26 protein-coding genes are annotated in these 16,108 nt (G+C 37.4%); 25 read left to right on the forward strand and 1 reads right to left on the reverse strand.

The window, feature by feature from the left end:
- Positions 1 to 17: 17 nt before the first annotated feature.
- On the reverse strand, positions 18 to 743 hold the full coding sequence (locus tag BR43_RS12380; protein ID WP_034562420.1) for a prepilin peptidase: 726 nt from the start codon (positions 741 to 743) through the stop codon (positions 18 to 20).
- Positions 744 to 1,088: 345 nt separating this feature from the next.
- Between BR43_RS12380 and rpsL the strand changes: the two genes are divergently transcribed.
- The 25 genes from rpsL to rpmD all read left to right on the forward strand — a co-directional run bounded on the left by rpsL (position 1,089) and on the right by rpmD (position 16,092).
- Positions 1,089 to 1,502 (forward strand): 30S ribosomal protein S12, encoded by a 414-nt coding sequence (rpsL, locus tag BR43_RS12385; RefSeq protein ID WP_034562422.1) that lies wholly within the window; start codon positions 1,089 to 1,091, stop codon positions 1,500 to 1,502.
- Positions 1,503 to 1,560: 58 nt separating this feature from the next.
- Positions 1,561 to 2,031, forward strand: a complete 471-nt coding sequence (rpsG, locus tag BR43_RS12390) for a 30S ribosomal protein S7 (protein ID WP_034562424.1) — start codon at positions 1,561 to 1,563, stop codon at positions 2,029 to 2,031.
- Between the two features lie 113 nt (positions 2,032 to 2,144).
- Complete coding sequence (gene fusA / locus BR43_RS12395) at positions 2,145 to 4,226, forward strand: elongation factor G (protein ID WP_034562425.1); 2,082 nt, start codon at positions 2,145 to 2,147, stop codon at positions 4,224 to 4,226.
- 136 nt (positions 4,227 to 4,362) lie between these two features.
- Positions 4,363 to 5,550 carry an elongation factor Tu gene (gene tuf, locus BR43_RS12400; RefSeq protein ID WP_034562427.1) on the forward strand — a complete coding sequence of 396 codons (1,188 nt, stop codon included), beginning with the start codon at positions 4,363 to 4,365 and terminating at the stop codon, positions 5,548 to 5,550.
- A 220-nt stretch (positions 5,551 to 5,770) separates the two neighbouring features.
- Positions 5,771 to 6,790, forward strand: coding sequence for a branched-chain amino acid aminotransferase (locus tag BR43_RS12405; protein ID WP_034562429.1), 1,020 nt, complete (start codon positions 5,771 to 5,773; stop codon positions 6,788 to 6,790).
- Between the two features lie 391 nt (positions 6,791 to 7,181).
- Positions 7,182 to 7,490 carry a 30S ribosomal protein S10 gene (gene rpsJ / locus BR43_RS12410; RefSeq protein ID WP_010052046.1) on the forward strand — a complete coding sequence of 103 codons (309 nt, stop codon included), beginning with the start codon at positions 7,182 to 7,184 and terminating at the stop codon, positions 7,488 to 7,490.
- A gap of 49 nt (positions 7,491 to 7,539) precedes the next feature.
- Positions 7,540 to 8,175 (forward strand): 50S ribosomal protein L3, encoded by a 636-nt coding sequence (gene rplC, locus BR43_RS12415; protein ID WP_034562431.1) that lies wholly within the window; start codon positions 7,540 to 7,542, stop codon positions 8,173 to 8,175.
- A gap of 25 nt (positions 8,176 to 8,200) precedes the next feature.
- Entirely contained in the window at positions 8,201 to 8,824 is a 624-nt protein-coding gene (gene rplD, locus BR43_RS12420; protein ID WP_034562433.1) for a 50S ribosomal protein L4, read from the forward strand.
- Entirely contained in the window at positions 8,824 to 9,108 is a 285-nt protein-coding gene (rplW, locus tag BR43_RS12425; RefSeq protein WP_034562435.1) for a 50S ribosomal protein L23, read from the forward strand. Before rplD ends, rplW begins: the two co-directional genes overlap by 1 nt.
- 37 nt (positions 9,109 to 9,145) lie before the next feature.
- A complete protein-coding gene (rplB, locus tag BR43_RS12430) occupies positions 9,146 to 9,979 on the forward strand; it encodes a 50S ribosomal protein L2 (RefSeq protein WP_034562437.1) in 834 nt (277 codons plus the stop codon).
- 58 nt (positions 9,980 to 10,037) lie between these two features.
- Positions 10,038 to 10,316, forward strand: a complete 279-nt coding sequence (gene rpsS, locus BR43_RS12435) for a 30S ribosomal protein S19 (RefSeq protein WP_034562439.1) — start codon at positions 10,038 to 10,040, stop codon at positions 10,314 to 10,316.
- A 22-nt stretch (positions 10,317 to 10,338) separates the two neighbouring features.
- Complete coding sequence (gene rplV, locus BR43_RS12440) at positions 10,339 to 10,695, forward strand: 50S ribosomal protein L22 (protein WP_034562440.1); 357 nt, start codon at positions 10,339 to 10,341, stop codon at positions 10,693 to 10,695.
- 3 nt (positions 10,696 to 10,698) lie between these two features.
- Entirely contained in the window at positions 10,699 to 11,355 is a 657-nt protein-coding gene (rpsC, locus tag BR43_RS12445; protein ID WP_034562442.1) for a 30S ribosomal protein S3, read from the forward strand.
- A gap of 2 nt (positions 11,356 to 11,357) precedes the next feature.
- On the forward strand, positions 11,358 to 11,792 hold the full coding sequence (gene rplP, locus BR43_RS12450) for a 50S ribosomal protein L16 (RefSeq protein ID WP_034562445.1): 435 nt from the start codon (positions 11,358 to 11,360) through the stop codon (positions 11,790 to 11,792).
- A complete protein-coding gene (gene rpmC / locus BR43_RS12455; protein ID WP_034562447.1) occupies positions 11,782 to 11,976 on the forward strand; it encodes a 50S ribosomal protein L29 in 195 nt (64 codons plus the stop codon). Before rplP ends, rpmC begins: the two co-directional genes overlap by 11 nt.
- A 31-nt stretch (positions 11,977 to 12,007) precedes the next feature.
- Positions 12,008 to 12,274 (forward strand): 30S ribosomal protein S17, encoded by a 267-nt coding sequence (rpsQ, locus tag BR43_RS12460; RefSeq protein WP_034562450.1) that lies wholly within the window; start codon positions 12,008 to 12,010, stop codon positions 12,272 to 12,274.
- Positions 12,275 to 12,328: 54 nt separating this feature from the next.
- Positions 12,329 to 12,697, forward strand: coding sequence for a 50S ribosomal protein L14 (gene rplN, locus BR43_RS12465; RefSeq protein WP_034562452.1), 369 nt, complete (start codon positions 12,329 to 12,331; stop codon positions 12,695 to 12,697).
- Positions 12,698 to 12,732: 35 nt separating this feature from the next.
- Complete coding sequence (rplX, locus tag BR43_RS12470) at positions 12,733 to 13,044, forward strand: 50S ribosomal protein L24 (RefSeq protein WP_034562453.1); 312 nt, start codon at positions 12,733 to 12,735, stop codon at positions 13,042 to 13,044.
- Positions 13,045 to 13,071: 27 nt separating this feature from the next.
- Entirely contained in the window at positions 13,072 to 13,611 is a 540-nt protein-coding gene (gene rplE, locus BR43_RS12475; RefSeq protein ID WP_034562456.1) for a 50S ribosomal protein L5, read from the forward strand.
- A gap of 18 nt (positions 13,612 to 13,629) precedes the next feature.
- Entirely contained in the window at positions 13,630 to 13,815 is a 186-nt protein-coding gene (locus BR43_RS12480) for a type Z 30S ribosomal protein S14 (protein ID WP_016184192.1), read from the forward strand.
- Between the two features lie 33 nt (positions 13,816 to 13,848).
- Positions 13,849 to 14,247, forward strand: coding sequence for a 30S ribosomal protein S8 (gene rpsH, locus BR43_RS12485; protein WP_034562459.1), 399 nt, complete (start codon positions 13,849 to 13,851; stop codon positions 14,245 to 14,247).
- Positions 14,248 to 14,278: 31 nt separating this feature from the next.
- Entirely contained in the window at positions 14,279 to 14,815 is a 537-nt protein-coding gene (rplF, locus tag BR43_RS12490) for a 50S ribosomal protein L6 (protein ID WP_034562462.1), read from the forward strand.
- A 203-nt stretch (positions 14,816 to 15,018) separates the two neighbouring features.
- Complete coding sequence (gene rplR, locus BR43_RS12495) at positions 15,019 to 15,375, forward strand: 50S ribosomal protein L18 (protein ID WP_084679930.1); 357 nt, start codon at positions 15,019 to 15,021, stop codon at positions 15,373 to 15,375.
- A 20-nt stretch (positions 15,376 to 15,395) separates the two neighbouring features.
- A complete protein-coding gene (rpsE, locus tag BR43_RS12500) occupies positions 15,396 to 15,896 on the forward strand; it encodes a 30S ribosomal protein S5 (RefSeq protein ID WP_034562464.1) in 501 nt (166 codons plus the stop codon).
- A 16-nt stretch (positions 15,897 to 15,912) separates the two neighbouring features.
- Positions 15,913 to 16,092, forward strand: a complete 180-nt coding sequence (rpmD, locus tag BR43_RS12505) for a 50S ribosomal protein L30 (protein WP_010052081.1) — start codon at positions 15,913 to 15,915, stop codon at positions 16,090 to 16,092.
- Positions 16,093 to 16,108: the final 16 nt, after the last annotated feature.

Raw genomic sequence — 16,108 nt, forward strand, 5'->3', positions numbered from 1 at the left:
TTTTTTATGGTCATTGCCTAAATCAACCAAAAATTAAAAAAATAAACACAAATTGTACCAAAGAAAATAAAAGGAGCAAATGGGATTGAAGTAGTTTTTGTATCTTTTTTCCAGATAAATAAAAGAAAAAAATAAGAAAATGCCAATAAACAAGCTGCCATTAAAGCTAGTAATCCAAGTTGAAATCCTAAGAGCCATCCAATAATACCGGCTAATTTAATATCGCCACCTCCCATTCCTTCTGGAACTAATAGTGCAATAAAAAATAATAAAAAGGCCAAAGTAGTACCACCCATAAAAGCAGTTTGAAACTCACCAAGGCGCATAAAAAAACTGACCAAGAAAAATAAAAGCATTAAAGAATTAGGCAAAATATAATAAAAGCAATCACTTACAATAAAAATAGTTGCAAATGTAATTAAAAGTAAGGCGATACTAAATGAAAGATTCTGATGTCGAAAACAAAGGTAGCTAATTAAATAGCCAAAACCGGTAAAAATTTCCATTAATGGATACAAAGGAGAGAATTTAGTAGAGCAGAAAATACAGCGTCCTTGAGAAAGGAAGTAAGAAAAAACAGGTAGTAGTTGCCACAGATAAAGTTGTTTTTTACAGCTAGAACAATGTGATCTCGGCGTTATGATAGACTCTTTCAAAGGAATACGTGTCCCAATAATCATTAAAAATGAGCCAGTGCAACAACCAAAATACCAAATAATAGTATGATTAATAAATGTATGCATAAATCTTCACTCCTTTTTACTCGTTACTAGACTATATGCAAAAAAGAGCTAATTTATTTTTTTAGTAAAAATTTTATTTATATTTTTAAAAAGAATTCAAAGTATAAGTTGATTTTAAATAAAGTTTCTGTAAAACTGTTGACAAAACCAGAAAAAGCATGGTATGATTCTGAAGGTGCTTTTGTACACAGATTCCTGTCTATCAGTCGTTCTGACTGGTACAAGGGTCATCATTAAAAATACACTCAAATCAGGGTTGCTTAGGCAGCATATATTTTTTTGCTAATTATGAACCGCCTGGATGTGTGGACTTAGAATGATATCAAGGAAGGAGGAAATAAATCAATGCCTACTATTAATCAATTAGTTCGTAAACCTCGTAAAGCTAAAATGGATAAGTCTGGTTCTCCAGCTTTAAACAAAGGTTACAATAGCTTCAAGAAATCTTCAACAAATAACAGCTCACCTCAAAAACGTGGTGTGTGTACTCGTGTGGGAACAATGACTCCTAAAAAACCTAACTCAGCGTTACGTAAATATGCTCGTGTACGTTTGTCTAACTTACTTGAAGTTACAGCTTATATCCCAGGTATCGGACACAACTTACAAGAACATAGTGTTGTTCTTATTCGTGGTGGACGTGTTAAAGATTTACCAGGGGTTCGTTATCACGTAGTTCGTGGTGCTTTAGATACTGCTGGTGTTACAGATCGTAAACAAAGCCGTTCTAAATACGGAGCTAAAAAACCTAAAGCTTAAGCTTTACTTTAAAAAATATGTAATTTAAAAAATATACTATTTGAAAGGAGGAATTTGGATGCCTCGTAAAGGTCCTATTACTAAACGTGATGTGTTACCTGATCCAATGTATAATTCAAAATTAGTAACTCGTTTAATTAACCGTTTGATGGTTGATGGTAAACGTGGGAAAGCTGCTACTATTTTATATAGCGCTTTTGATGTTATTAAAGAACAATCTGGCAATGATCCTATGGAAGTATTTGAACAAGCTATGAAAAATATCATGCCTGTTCTTGAAGTTAAAGCTCGTCGTGTTGGGGGTTCTAACTACCAAGTCCCAGTTGAAGTTCGTGCTGAGCGTCGTACTACTTTAGGTTTACGTTGGTTAGTAAACTACTCTCGTTTACGCGGAGAAGATACTATGGAACAACGTCTTGCTAAAGAAATTATGGATGCTGCTAACAATACTGGTTCAGCAGTTAAAAAACGTGAAGATACTCATAAAATGGCAGAAGCGAACAAAGCGTTTGCTCACTACCGTTGGTAAAAATTTCTCTGCTAAAAGGTCTCTGCTAGTAAGTAGTAGACCTTTAACAGAACTTTTTATAAAATTATCGAGTCTTCCTTCTTATTAAATATAGAGAGGAGTTAATAATAATTATGGCAAATAGAGAATTTTCTCTAGAAAAAACTCGTAATATTGGTATTATGGCTCACGTTGATGCAGGTAAAACTACAACAACAGAGCGTATCTTATACTATACTGGTAAAATCCATAAAATTGGTGAAACGCATGAAGGTGCATCACAAATGGACTGGATGGAACAAGAACAAGAACGCGGTATTACAATTACATCTGCTGCAACAACTGCAGAATGGAAAAATTATCGTGTAAATATCATTGATACCCCAGGACACGTGGATTTCACAATTGAAGTTCAACGTTCTTTGCGTGTATTAGATGGTGCTGTAACCGTTCTTGACTCACAATCAGGAGTAGAGCCTCAAACTGAAACAGTTTGGCGTCAAGCAACTGACTATAGAGTTCCACGTATTGTTTTCTGTAACAAGATGGACAAACTTGGTGCTGATTTCTTATATTCAGTAAATTCATTACACGATCGTTTACAAGCGAATGCACATCCAATTCAATTACCAATTGGAGCGGAAGATGATTTCACTGGTATTATCGATTTAGTTAAAATGAAAGCTGAAATCTATACAAATGATTTAGGAACTGATATCCAAGAAACTGATATCCCTGAAGATTATTTAGAAGAAGCTACTAAATGGCGTAAAAACCTAATCGAAGCAGTTGTTGAAACTGATGAAGATTTAATGATGAAATATCTTGATGGCGAAGAAATTACTGAGGCAGAATTAAAAGCGGGTATCCGCCAAGCAACAATTAGTGTTGATTTCTTCCCAGTATTGGCAGGTTCAGCCTTTAAAAATAAAGGTGTTCAATTAATGCTTGATGCAGTTCTTGATTACCTACCATCACCACTTGATGTTGAAGCAATTAAAGGAACTGACGTTAAAACAGAAGAAGAAACTACTCGTCCTGCAGATGATGCAGCACCTTTTGCTTCTTTAGCGTTTAAAGTAATGACAGATCCTTTTGTTGGTCGTTTAACTTTCTTCCGTGTATATTCTGGTGTTCTTGAAAGTGGTTCATACGTATTGAATGCTTCTAAGAATAAAAAAGAGCGTGTAGGTCGTATTCTACAAATGCATGCAAATACTCGTAAAGAAATTGATAAAGTATTTTCAGGAGATATTGCTGCTGCTGTTGGTCTTAAAGATACAACAACGGGTGATACTTTATGTGCATTAGATTCACCAGTAATTCTTGAATCTATTGAATTCCCTGAACCAGTTATCCAAGTCGCTGTTGAGCCTAAATCAAAAGCTGACCAAGATAAAATGGGTGTTGCTTTACAAAAACTTGCAGAAGAAGATCCATCATTCCGCGTTGAAACAAATGCAGAAACTGGTGAAACGGTTATCTCAGGTATGGGTGAATTGCATTTAGATGTATTAGTAGACCGTATGCGTCGTGAATTCAACGTTGAAGCTAGCGTAGGTGCTCCTCAAGTATCTTATCGTGAAACTTTCCGTGGATCTACACAAGCAGAAGGTAAGTTCGTTCGTCAATCGGGTGGTAAAGGTCAATACGGTCACGTATGGATTGAATTTACACCGAATGAAGAAGGAGCAGGATTTGAATTTGAAAATGCGATTGTCGGAGGGGTTGTTCCTCGTGAATACATTCCTGCTGTTAAAGCTGGTTTGGAAGGCGCATTAGACAATGGGGTTCTTGCTGGATATCCTTTAGTTGATATTAAAGCGAAACTTTATGATGGTTCTTACCATGATGTCGATTCAAATGAAACTGCCTTTAAAGTTGCCGCTTCAATGGCCTTAAAAGCAGCTGCTAAAAAAGCTAACCCTGTAATCCTTGAACCAATGATGAAAGTGATTATTACAGTTCCAGAAGATTACCTAGGTGATATTATGGGACATGTTACTTCTCGTCGTGGACGTGTTGAAGGTATGGAAGCTCACGGGAACTCACAAATCGTTAATGCGATTGTTCCACTTGCTAACATGTTTGGTTATGCTACAACATTACGTTCATCAACACAAGGACGTGGTACCTTCATGATGGTATTTGACCACTATGAAGATTTACCAAAATCAATTCAAGAAGAAATCATCAAGAAAAACGGTGGAAATTAAGGTTAACTTAACTTCTATTGGTAACAGTTGATTTTCTGAAGAACAAGCATTATAATTTTTTATGAATAGTGATTTCGATCCTATTTTATAAATAAAATAAAAATCTATAACTCAAATATGAGGAGGAAATATTAAAATGGCAAAAGAAACTTATGATCGCTCAAAACCCCATGTTAACGTTGGTACTATTGGACACGTTGACCATGGTAAAACTACTTTAACAGCTGCAATTACGACTGTATTATCTAAAAAAGGATTTGCTAAAGCTTCTGCTTATGATCAAATCGATGGTGCTCCAGAAGAACGCGAACGTGGAATTACAATTTCTACAGCTCACGTTGAGTACGAAACTGAAACTCGTCACTACGCTCACGTAGATTGCCCAGGACACGCGGATTATGTTAAAAACATGATCACTGGTGCTGCACAAATGGATGGAGCTATCTTAGTAGTATCTGCTGCTGATGGTCCAATGCCACAAACTCGTGAACACATTCTATTATCTCGCCAAGTTGGTGTTCCATATATCGTTGTTTTCTTAAACAAAATTGATATGGTTGATGATGAAGAATTACTAGAATTAGTTGAAATGGAAGTTCGTGACTTATTAACAGAATACGATTTCCCAGGCGATGACACTCCAGTAGTTATGGGTTCTGCTCTTAAAGCTCTTGAAGGCGTTCCTGAATACGAAGAAAAAATTAACGAATTAATGGCTGCAGTTGACGAATATATCCCAACTCCAGTTCGTGAAACTGACAAACCTTTCATGATGCCAATTGAGGATGTATTCTCAATCACTGGTCGTGGAACTGTTGCAACTGGTCGTGTTGAACGTGGACAAGTTCGCGTTGGAGACGAAGTTGAAGTTGTTGGTATTCATGAAGCAACAACTAAAACAACTGTAACTGGTGTTGAAATGTTCCGTAAACTTTTAGATTACGCTGAAGCAGGAGACAACATTGGTGCTTTATTACGTGGGGTAGCTCGTGAAGATATCGAACGTGGTCAAGTATTATCTAAACCAGGTACAATTACACCACATACTAAATTTACAGCTGAAATTTATGTATTATCAAAAGAAGAGGGTGGACGTCACACTCCATTCTTCACTAACTACCGTCCACAGTTCTACTTCCGTACAACTGATGTAACTGGTGTTTGTGACCTTCCTGAAGGAATCGAAATGGTAATGCCTGGCGATAACGTAACTATCGAAGTTACTCTTATCAACCCAATCGCTATCGAAGACGGTACTAACTTCTCTATCCGTGAGGGTGGACGTACAGTTGGAGCCGGTGTTGTAGCTAAAATCCAAGCTTAATTTTAAATTAAACTTAATGAATCAAAAATAGAACGACCCTAGACATTATTGAAGGCAAATAATGCGTGTTCATACGAAAAAAACCACATTCTTTTGAATGTGGTTTTTTATTTGGAAAAATATTAAATAAATAAAATATACATATTTTTCATTAAAATCTAATCTTTTTTTCATTAATATGCTAAACTAGGTAATAACATTTAGAGAAAGTGGGGATTTTATGGGAAAAGTTGATATTAAGTGGAGTGAATTAGGTTTTAGTTATATTAAAACGGATTATCGTTATCTTTCATATTGGAAAGATGGCAAGTGGGATGACGGTGAATTAACAAAGGATAATCAAGTTCATATCAGTGAAGGATCAACTGCACTGCATTATGGTCAAACAGCGTTTGAGGGATTGAAAGCATATCGATGCAAAGATGGAAGTATTAATTTGTTCCGTCCAGACGAGAATGCAAAACGTCTGCAAAATAGTTGTCGCCGTCTGTTGATGCCAGAGATACCAACTGATGTATTTATTCAAGCATGTTTAGATGTTGTGAAAGCCAATGAACATTTTATTCCACCATATGGAACAGGTGCTACGTTGTATATTCGCCCTTATATTGTTGGAGTGGGAGATAATATTGGTGTAAATCCAGCGCCGGAATATTTGTTTTCTGTTTTTTGTATGCCAGTTGGGAACTATTTCAAAGGTGGATTAGCACCAACTAATTTTATTGTTTCTGAATATGATCGTGCAGCCGGAAATGGTACGGGAGCTGCGAAAGTTGGCGGAAACTATGCGGCTAGTTTATTGCCAGGGGAAGAAGCGCATCAGCGCAAATTTAGTGACTGTATTTATTTAGACCCACAAACGCATACTAAGATTGAGGAAGTAGGAGCAGCAAACTTTTTTGGGATTACAAAAGACAATCAATTTGTTACGCCATTATCTCCATCGATTTTACCTAGCATCACTAAGTACTCATTGCTTTATTTAGCTGAGCATCGATTAGGTTTGAAAGCTGTTGAAGGTGATGTGGCTATTAATAAGCTAGGTGAGTTTGTTGAAGCTGGAGCGTGTGGTACTGCAGCAGTGATTTCACCAATTGCAGGGATTCAATATAAAGATGATTTTCATGTGTTTTATAGTGAGACGGAAGTTGGTCCTGTAACTCGCAGGTTATATGATGAATTGTGTGGGATTCAATTTGGAGATGTAGAAGCGCCTGAAGGGTGGATAATTAAAATTTAGGTCAGTTAAAAAGTGTGTTGTCGAAGTGCGACGGCATACTTTTTTTGCATAAAGGAATTGTTTCTTCTATATAATATAAAATCAAGTGAAAAAATACTTGAGAAAGAGTCGACAGATTCATTAAATAAAATTATTTTGATTATGAAATCCTTTTCAAAAAGAAATGTTGATAAATCAATAAAAAAAGCTTGTAATTGCCTTGTAGTACTTGTATAATAAAAAAGGTGCTGAATTTGGAGACGAATTTGCACTGGGGTTTTTGAAAGAAAACTCCCGGCGAAGAAATGAGAGGTTGTGACACACCCGGACGCTTTGTCACGGACGGTTGTGACAGAAATTTTCATGGAGCTATGTCTAATTTCTCAAAAATAGGCGAGGAGGGAACATAAAAATGGCAAAACAAAAGATTCGTATTCGTTTGAAAGCTTATGAACACCGTATTTTAGATCAATCAGCGGATAAAATTGTAGAAACAGCAAAAAGAACTGGAGCTAGCGTGTCTGGTCCAATTCCATTGCCAACTGAAAGAACACTCTACACTGTTATTCGTGCGACGCACAAATACAAAGATTCACGTGAGCAATTCGAAATGCGTACTCACAAACGTTTAATTGATATCGTTAATCCAACACCAAAAACTGTTGATGCATTAATGAAACTTGATTTACCAAGTGGCGTAGACATCGAAATCAAACTGTAATACCCAGCATTACCTAAACTAAAAAATAAAATTAAATGGAGGTGTACTCATGACCAAAGGAATCTTAGGAAAAAAAGTAGGAATGACACAAGTCTTTACTGAAAATGGTGAATTAATCCCAGTAACTGTAATCGAAGCTACTCCAAACGTTGTTTTACAACTTAAAACAATGGAAAATGATGGCTACGAAGCAGTACAACTAGGTTACCAAGATAAACGTGAAGTTTTGTCTAACAAACCTGCGAAAGGTCATGTAGCAAAAGCAAATGCTACTCCTAAGCGCTTCATTCGTGAATTTAACGATGTAACGCTAGGAGAATACGAAGTAGGACAAGAAATTAAAGTTGATGTATTTGAAGCGGGAGACATCGTTGATGTCACAGGGACTTCTAAAGGTAAAGGTTTCCAAGGCGTTATCAAACGTCACGGACAAAGCCGCGGCCCAATGGCCCACGGTTCTCGTTACCATCGTCGTCCTGGTTCAATGGGTCCAGTTGCTCCTAATAGAGTATTTAAACGTAAATTATTACCAGGCCGTATGGGTGGAGATCGTATTACGATTCAAAACCTTGAAATCGTCCGTGTTGACGTAGAGAAAAACGTAATCTTAATTAAAGGTAACGTTCCTGGAGCTAAAAAATCATTAATCCAAATCAGAACTGCTCTTAAATCAGCAGCAAAATAATAGAAAAGAGAGGAGGAATTAAGGAATGGCAAATGTAGCATTATTTAAACAAGATGGTACTCAAAACGGCGAAGTTACTTTAAACGACGCAATTTTCGGTATCGAACCAAACGAAAACGTTGTGTTTGATGCAATCGTTATGCAACGTGCTTCATTAAGACAAGGAAATCATTCGGTTAAAAACCGTAGTGCTGTTCGCGGTGGTGGACGTAAACCATGGCGTCAAAAAGGAACTGGTCGTGCTCGTCAAGGGTCAATCAGATCTCCACAATGGCGTGGCGGTGGCGTAGTCTTCGGACCAACTCCACGTTCTTACAGCTACAAACTTCCTAAAAAAGTTCGCCGTTTAGCAATTAAATCAGTTCTTTCTACTAAAGTAGCAGAAAACAACTTATTAGTTGTTGAAACATTGAACTTCGACGCACCAAAAACAAAAGAATTTGCACAAGTGTTAAAAAATCTTAACGTTGATCAAAAAGTATTAGTAGTTGTTGAATCTGATAACGACTTTGCAACATTATCAGCACGTAATCTTCCAGGCGTTACAGTTGTAACAAATGACGGTATTAACGTTCTTGATGTTGTTTCTAACGTAAAAATGATTTTAACACAAACTGCTCTTACTAAGGTAGAGGAGGCTCTTCAATAATGGATGCACGCGATGTCATTAAGCGCCCAATTATCACTGAAGCAACTATGTTGATTACAGATGATAAAAAGTACACTTTCGAAGTGGACGTACGCGCAAATAAAACACAAGTAAAACAAGCCGTTGAAGAAATTTTCGGCGTTAAAGTGAAAAACGTAAATATCATGAACGTACGTGGAAAATTAAAACGTATGGGTAAATACGCTGGATACACTAAAAAACGTCGTAAAGCGATTGTAACTTTAACAGCAGAATCTAAAGAAATTCAATTATTTGAAGCTTAATTAAAAGCTTAGAAATAAATATCGGGAGGGAAAACACTTGGGAATTAGAAAGTATAAACCTACCACAAATGGTCGCCGTAATATGACTGGTTCAGATTTCGCTGAAATCACTTCAACAACGCCTGAAAAGACTTTGTTAGAATCAACTAAAAAAACAGCTGGCCGTAACAACAATGGTAGAATTACTGTTCGTCACCATGGTGGTGGTCATAAACGCCAATACCGTGTGATTGACTTCAAACGTAACAAAGACGATATCGCAGGTATCGTAAAAACTGTTGAATATGATCCAAACCGTTCAGCAAATATTGCCCTAATTCACTACACTGATGGTATTAAAACTTATATCATTGCACCAAAAGGAATTGAAGTAGGACAACGTATCTTCTCTGGTAAAGAGGCAGATATCAAAATCGGAAACGCATTACCATTGGAAAACATTCCAGTAGGTACTGTTATCCACAATATTGAAATGAAACCTGGTAAAGGTGGACAATTAGTTCGTTCAGCTGGAACAAGTGCTCAAGTACTTGGTAAAGAAGGCAAATACGTATTAGTTCGCTTAAACTCTGGTGAAGTTCGTATGATCTTAGCAACTTGCCGTGCAACAATCGGTTCTGTTGGTAACGAACAACACGAATTAATCAATATTGGTAAAGCAGGTCGTTCACGTTGGATGGGCAAACGTCCTACAGTTCGTGGATCTGTAATGAACCCGAACGATCACCCACACGGTGGTGGTGAAGGTAAAGCTCCAATCGGACGTAAAGCTCCAGTAAGTCCATGGGGTCAACCAGCTCTTGGTTACAAAACTCGTAACAAGAAAGCTAAATCAGATAAATTTATCGTACGTCGTCGTAAGACTAAATAAAAATCAAGTTAGCTGGCTAGAAGCCGGCTAACCCAAAAGGATAGAAGGAGGTTCAACCATGGGACGTAGTTTGAAAAAAGGACCTTTCGTCGATGAGCATTTAATGAAAAAAATGAATGCTTTGGCTGAAGGAGACAAAAAACACGTTGTTAAAACTTGGTCACGCCGTTCAACAATTTTTCCAAGCTTTGTTGGATACACTATTGCAGTATATGATGGACGTAAACACGTACCAGTATACGTGCAAGAAGATATGGTCGGACACAAATTAGGTGAATTTGCACCAACAAGAACGTACCGCGGTCACGCTGCGGATGACAAAAAAACTAAACGCTAATTTCGAGAGGAGGATTTAACACATGTCAGAACAAATTACAGCAGCTAAAGCAACTGCAAATACTGTTCGCATTTCAGCTCGAAAGGTTCGTTTAGTAATCGATCTTATCAGAGGAAAAAGCATTGGTGAAGCAATTTCAATTTTGAAATTCACTCCAAACGGTGCTTCTGTTCCTGTTGAGAAAGTACTAATGTCAGCAGTAGCTAATGCAGAACACAACTACGATTTAGACGTAGAAAACTTGGTAATAAGCGAAGCTTATGTTAACGAAGGACCAACTATGAAACGCTTCCGTCCTCGTGCGAAAGGTTCAGCTTCACCAATTATGAAACGCACAAGCCACATTACAGTAGTGGTATCAGAAAAAAAGGAGGGGTAATCTGTGGGTCAAAAAATTAATCCAATAGGTTTGCGCGTAGGCATCATTCGTGATTGGGATGCTAAATGGTATGCAGAGAAAGAATATGCTAACTATTTACACGAAGATCTACGTATCCGCAAATACATTGCAAAAAATCTTAGCGACGCTGCAGTTTCAACTATTGAAATTGAACGTGCTGCTAATCGCGTAAATGTATCAGTTCACACTGCTAAACCAGGAATGGTTATTGGTAAAGGTGGATCTGAAGTAGAATCATTACGTAAAAATTTAAACCAATTAACAGGTAAACGAGTTCACATCAACATCGTTGAAATCAAAAAACCTGATTTAGATGCAAAATTAGTTGGCGAAGGAATCGCTCGTCAATTAGAAAATCGTGTGGCTTTCCGCCGCGCACAAAAACAAGCAATTCAACGTACGATGCGTTCTGGTGCTAAAGGGATCAAAACTCAAGTTTCTGGTCGTTTAAATGGTGCAGATATCGCTCGTAGCGAAGGCTATTCTGAAGGAACTGTTCCACTTCACACATTGCGTGCCGATATCGACTACGCATGGGAAGAAGCAGATACAACTTACGGTAAACTAGGCGTTAAAGTTTGGATTTATCGTGGAGAAGTACTTCCTACAAAAAAGAACGCTGAGAAAGGAGGGAAATAATCATGTTAGTACCTAAACGTGTGAAATACCGTCGCGAATTTAGAGGAAAAATGCGTGGTGAAGCAAAAGGTGGGAAAGAAGTATCTTTTGGTGAATGGGGTTTACAAGCTGTTGATTCACATTGGATTACTAACCGTCAGATCGAAGCTGCCCGTATTGCAATGACACGTTATATGAAACGTGGTGGGAAAGTATGGATTAAAATCTTCCCTCATAAATCATATACATCAAAACCTATCGGAGTTCGTATGGGTTCTGGTAAAGGGGCACCTGAAGGATGGGTAGCACCAGTTAAACGTGGTAAAATTATGTTTGAAATCGCTGGAGTACCTGAAGAAGTAGCTCGTGAAGCATTACGCTTAGCTTCTCACAAATTACCAGTTAAAACTAAGATTGTAAAACGTACAGAAAATGGTGGTGAATCGAATGAAGGCTAATGAACTTAACGCGCTATCCACTGCTGAAATGGTTGAAAAAGAAAAAGAATTCAAAGAAGAATTATTTAATTTAAGATTCCAATTGGCAACTGGCCAATTAGAAAATACTTCTCGCTTAAGTGAAGTTCGCAAATCGATTGCACGTATTAAAACTGCGTTACGTCAAAGTGAATTACAAAAATAGTTGACTAGTAAGTAAAGGAGGCCAATAAAGCATGAGTGAAGAGCGTAATCAACGTAAAACCTATCAAGGCCGCGTTGTTTCTGACAAAATGGATAAAACCATTGTAGTTGAAATTGCAACTTATAAGAAACACGGTATGTATGGCAAACGTGTAAAATACTCTAAAAAGTTTAAAGCACATGATGAAAATAATGTTGCAAAAACTGGAGATATCGTAAAAATTATGGAAACTCGTCCATTATCAGCTACAAAACGTTTCCGTTTAATAGCAGTTATTGAAGAAGCAATTACTGTTTAATCAATAATTTCATGATAAATTATGAAGTTCTAAATCCGAAAGGAGGATACTGAAGTGATCCAACAAGAGAGTCGTTTAAAAGTTGCTGATAATTCAGGCGCTCGTGAAGTTCTAACTATTAAAGTGTTAGGCGGATCTGGCCGTAAAACTGCTAACATTGGTGATGTAATTGTATGTACTGTTAAACATGCAACACCAGGTGGCGTTGTTAAAAAAGGTGAAGTAGTAAGAGCTGTAATCGTTCGTACTAAAACAGGAGCTCGTCGTGCAGACGGTTCATATATCAAATTTGATGAAAATGCTTGTGTTATTATTCGTGATGACAAGAGCCCACGTGGAACACGTATCTTTGGACCTGTTGCCCGCGAATTGCGTGACAACAATTTCATGAAAATCGTTTCCCTAGCTCCAGAAGTTCTTTAATATACAACCATCCATGAAGGAGGTGCGAGAAAAACATGATCGTAAAAACTGGTGACAAAGTTAAAGTTATTACTGGTAAAGATAAAGGTAAAGAAGGCGTAATTTTAAAAGCTTTCCCTAAAAAAGATCGCGTGATCGTTGAAGGAATCAACATGATGAAAAAACATCAAAAACCTAGTTCAATGAATCCACAAGGTGGTATTCTTGAAACAGAAGCTTCTGTTCACGTATCAAACGTAATGCTAATTGACCCTAAAACTGGCGAACCAACTCGTGTTGGCTTTAAAGTTGAAGACGGCAAAAAAGTACGTGTTTCTAAAAAAACCGGTGAAGTTTTAGATAAATAATAATATAAGGAAGGAGGTACTAACTTCATGAACCGCCTTAAAGAAAAATATGTAAAAGAAATTACTCCATCTATGATGGAAAAATTTGGATATAAATCAGTAATGCAAGCACCACAAGTTGATAAAATTGTTATCAACATGGGTGTCGGTGATGCTGTTTCAAATGCAAAAAATCTAGACAAAGCTGTTGACGAATTAACTGTAATCTCTGGTCAAAAACCAATGATTACTAAAGCTAAGAACTCAATCGCTGGATTCCGTTTACGTGAAGGCATGCCTATCGGTACGAAAGTTACTTTACGTGGCGAAAGAATGTATGAATTCTTAGACAAATTGGTTACAGTTTCACTACCTCGTGTACGTGATTTCCACGGAGTTTCTAAAAAAGCTTTCGATGGTCGCGGTAATTATACATTAGGAATTAAAGAACAATTAATCTTCCCAGAAGTTGACTACGATAAAGTAGACAAAGTCCGCGGAATGGATATTGTTATTGTTACAACTGCTAATACCGATGAAGAATCACGCGAACTCTTAACACAACTTGGAATGCCATTCCAAAAATAATAAAAGGAGGCGAACTACGTGGCTAAAAAATCAATGATTGCTAAAAACAAACGCCCTGCAAAATTCTCAACTCAAGAATATACACGTTGTGAACGTTGTGGTCGTCCACATTCAGTTTATCGTAAATTTAAACTTTGCCGTATTTGCTTCCGCGAACTTGCCTATAAAGGACAAATTCCCGGCGTGAAGAAAGCAAGCTGGTAAAACGATACTTGCATAAAGGAGGTAATAAGTACAATGGTCATGACAGATCCGATTGCAGATTTTCTAACACGTATTCGTAACGCCAACATGGTGCGTCACGAATCACTAGAATTACCTGCTTCAAGAATTAAAAAAGATATCGCTGATATCCTTAAACGTGAAGGTTTCATTAAAGATGTTGAATATATTGAAGACGACAAACAAAACGTTATCCGTGTATTCTTAAAATATGGTAAAGACAACGAACGTGTTATTACAGGTTTGAAACGTATTTCTAAACCAGGTCTACGTGTTTATGCTAAAACTGGCGAAGTACCTAAAGTTCTTAACGGACTAGGTATCGCTATCGTTTCAACTTCTGAAGGTGTTATCACTGATAAAGAAGCAAGAGCTAAAAACATCGGCGGCGAAATCGTAGCTTACGTTTGGTAATAATTAAGAATAAACAAGGAGGTGCAACACTGTGAGCCGTATTGGTAAAAAAATTATCACTATTCCTGCAGGAGTAACTGTTACTGAAAATGGTAACGACATTACTGTTAAAGGACCAAAAGGTGAACTAACTCGCTCTTTCAGCCCTGTTATTACAATGCATACAGAAGGTAACGAGATTACTTTTACACGTCCTAATGACGATAAAGAGAATCGTGCGTTACATGGTACTATGCGCGCCAACCTAAATAATATGGTTGTCGGAGTAACTGAAGGATTTGAAAAAGCATTAGAATTAATCGGGGTTGGGTACCGTGCGCAATTACAAGGTAAAAAACTTGTATTAAACGTTGGTTACTCACATCCAGTTGAGTTTACACCAGAAGAAGGTATTATTGTAGAAGTTCCTTCTAACACTAGTATCATCATCAAAGGATCAAACAAAGAACGTGTTGGCGAATTAGCTGCTAACATCCGTTCAGTACGTCCTCCAGAGCCTTATAAAGGTAAAGGAATTCGTTACGTTGGCGAACATGTTCGTCGTAAAGAAGGTAAAACTGGTAAATAATCTTAACCGATTAATATCAGTATTTATTCTTGCAAATTATAGCTGCGCTTTTGCGTAGTTATTACCCTGCTTAATATAGTTTGTGATTTTGACTGAGTTTAAGTTCTATAGTATTACGCTTACTGGCGTGTACTTAGCACTGTTCAATCTCAGCTCAAAATGCTCACTGTACTTTGCAGCAAAAATATAAAGAGGTGACAATTGTGATTACGAAACCAGATAAAAATAAAAATCGTCAAAAAAGACACGCACGTGTGCGTTCTAAAATCTCTGGTACTGCAGAGTGCCCACGCTTGAACGTATTCCGTTCTAATAAAAACATCTACGCACAAGTAATTGATGACGTAGCGGGTGTAACGCTAGCAAGTGCATCTACATTAGATAAAGAAGTTTCTGGAGAGTCAAAAGTTGATCAAGCATCAGCTGTTGGTACTTTAGTAGCTAAACGCGCTGTAGAAAAAGGCGTTAAAGAAGTAGTCTTTGACCGTGGTGGTTACCTTTACCATGGCCGTGTACAAGCTTTAGCTGAAGCTGCACGCGAAAATGGACTAGAATTTTAAGAAAAGGAGGAACACCATTCATGGTTTATATTGATCCATCACATTTGGAATTAGAAGATCGTGTTGTTGCTATTAACCGCGTAACTAAAGTAGTTAAAGGTGGACGTCGTTTACGTTTTGCTGCATTAGTTGTTGTAGGTGATAGAAATGGACATGTAGGTTTCGGTACTGGTAAAGCTCAAGAAGTACCTGAAGCTATCCGTAAAGCAATTGAAGATGCTAAGAAGAATCTGATTGAAGTACCAATGGTAGATTCAACAATTCCTCACGAAGTTATCGGACGCTTTGGCGGCGGAAACATCTTAATGAAACCAGCCGTAGCCGGTTCTGGGGTCAGCGCTGGAGGACCTGTTCGTGCAGTCCTTGAGTTAGCAGGTGTTGCTGATATTACAAGTAAATCTCTTGGCTCAAGCACTCCAATTAACATGGTTCGTGCAACAGTTCAAGGTTTAACTCAATTAAAACGTGTCGAAGAAGTTGCTAAACTTCGCGGCAAATCTGTAGAAGAAATTCTAGGATAAAGGAGGACATAAGAAAATGGCTAATTTAGAAATTACTTTAAAACGTAGCGTGATCGGACGTCCTCAAAACCAACGTGATACTGTTAAACATTTAGGCTTAACTAAAATTAACAGTACAGTTGTGAAACCTGCTAATGATGCAATCAAAGGTATGGTTAACACTGTTTCACATTTAGTGGACGTAAAAGAAGTTTAATAGAAGAATGAGACTT

The sequence above is a fragment of the Carnobacterium gallinarum DSM 4847 genome (assembly GCF_000744375.1).
Classification (GTDB): Bacteria; Bacillota; Bacilli; order Lactobacillales; family Carnobacteriaceae; genus Carnobacterium; species Carnobacterium gallinarum.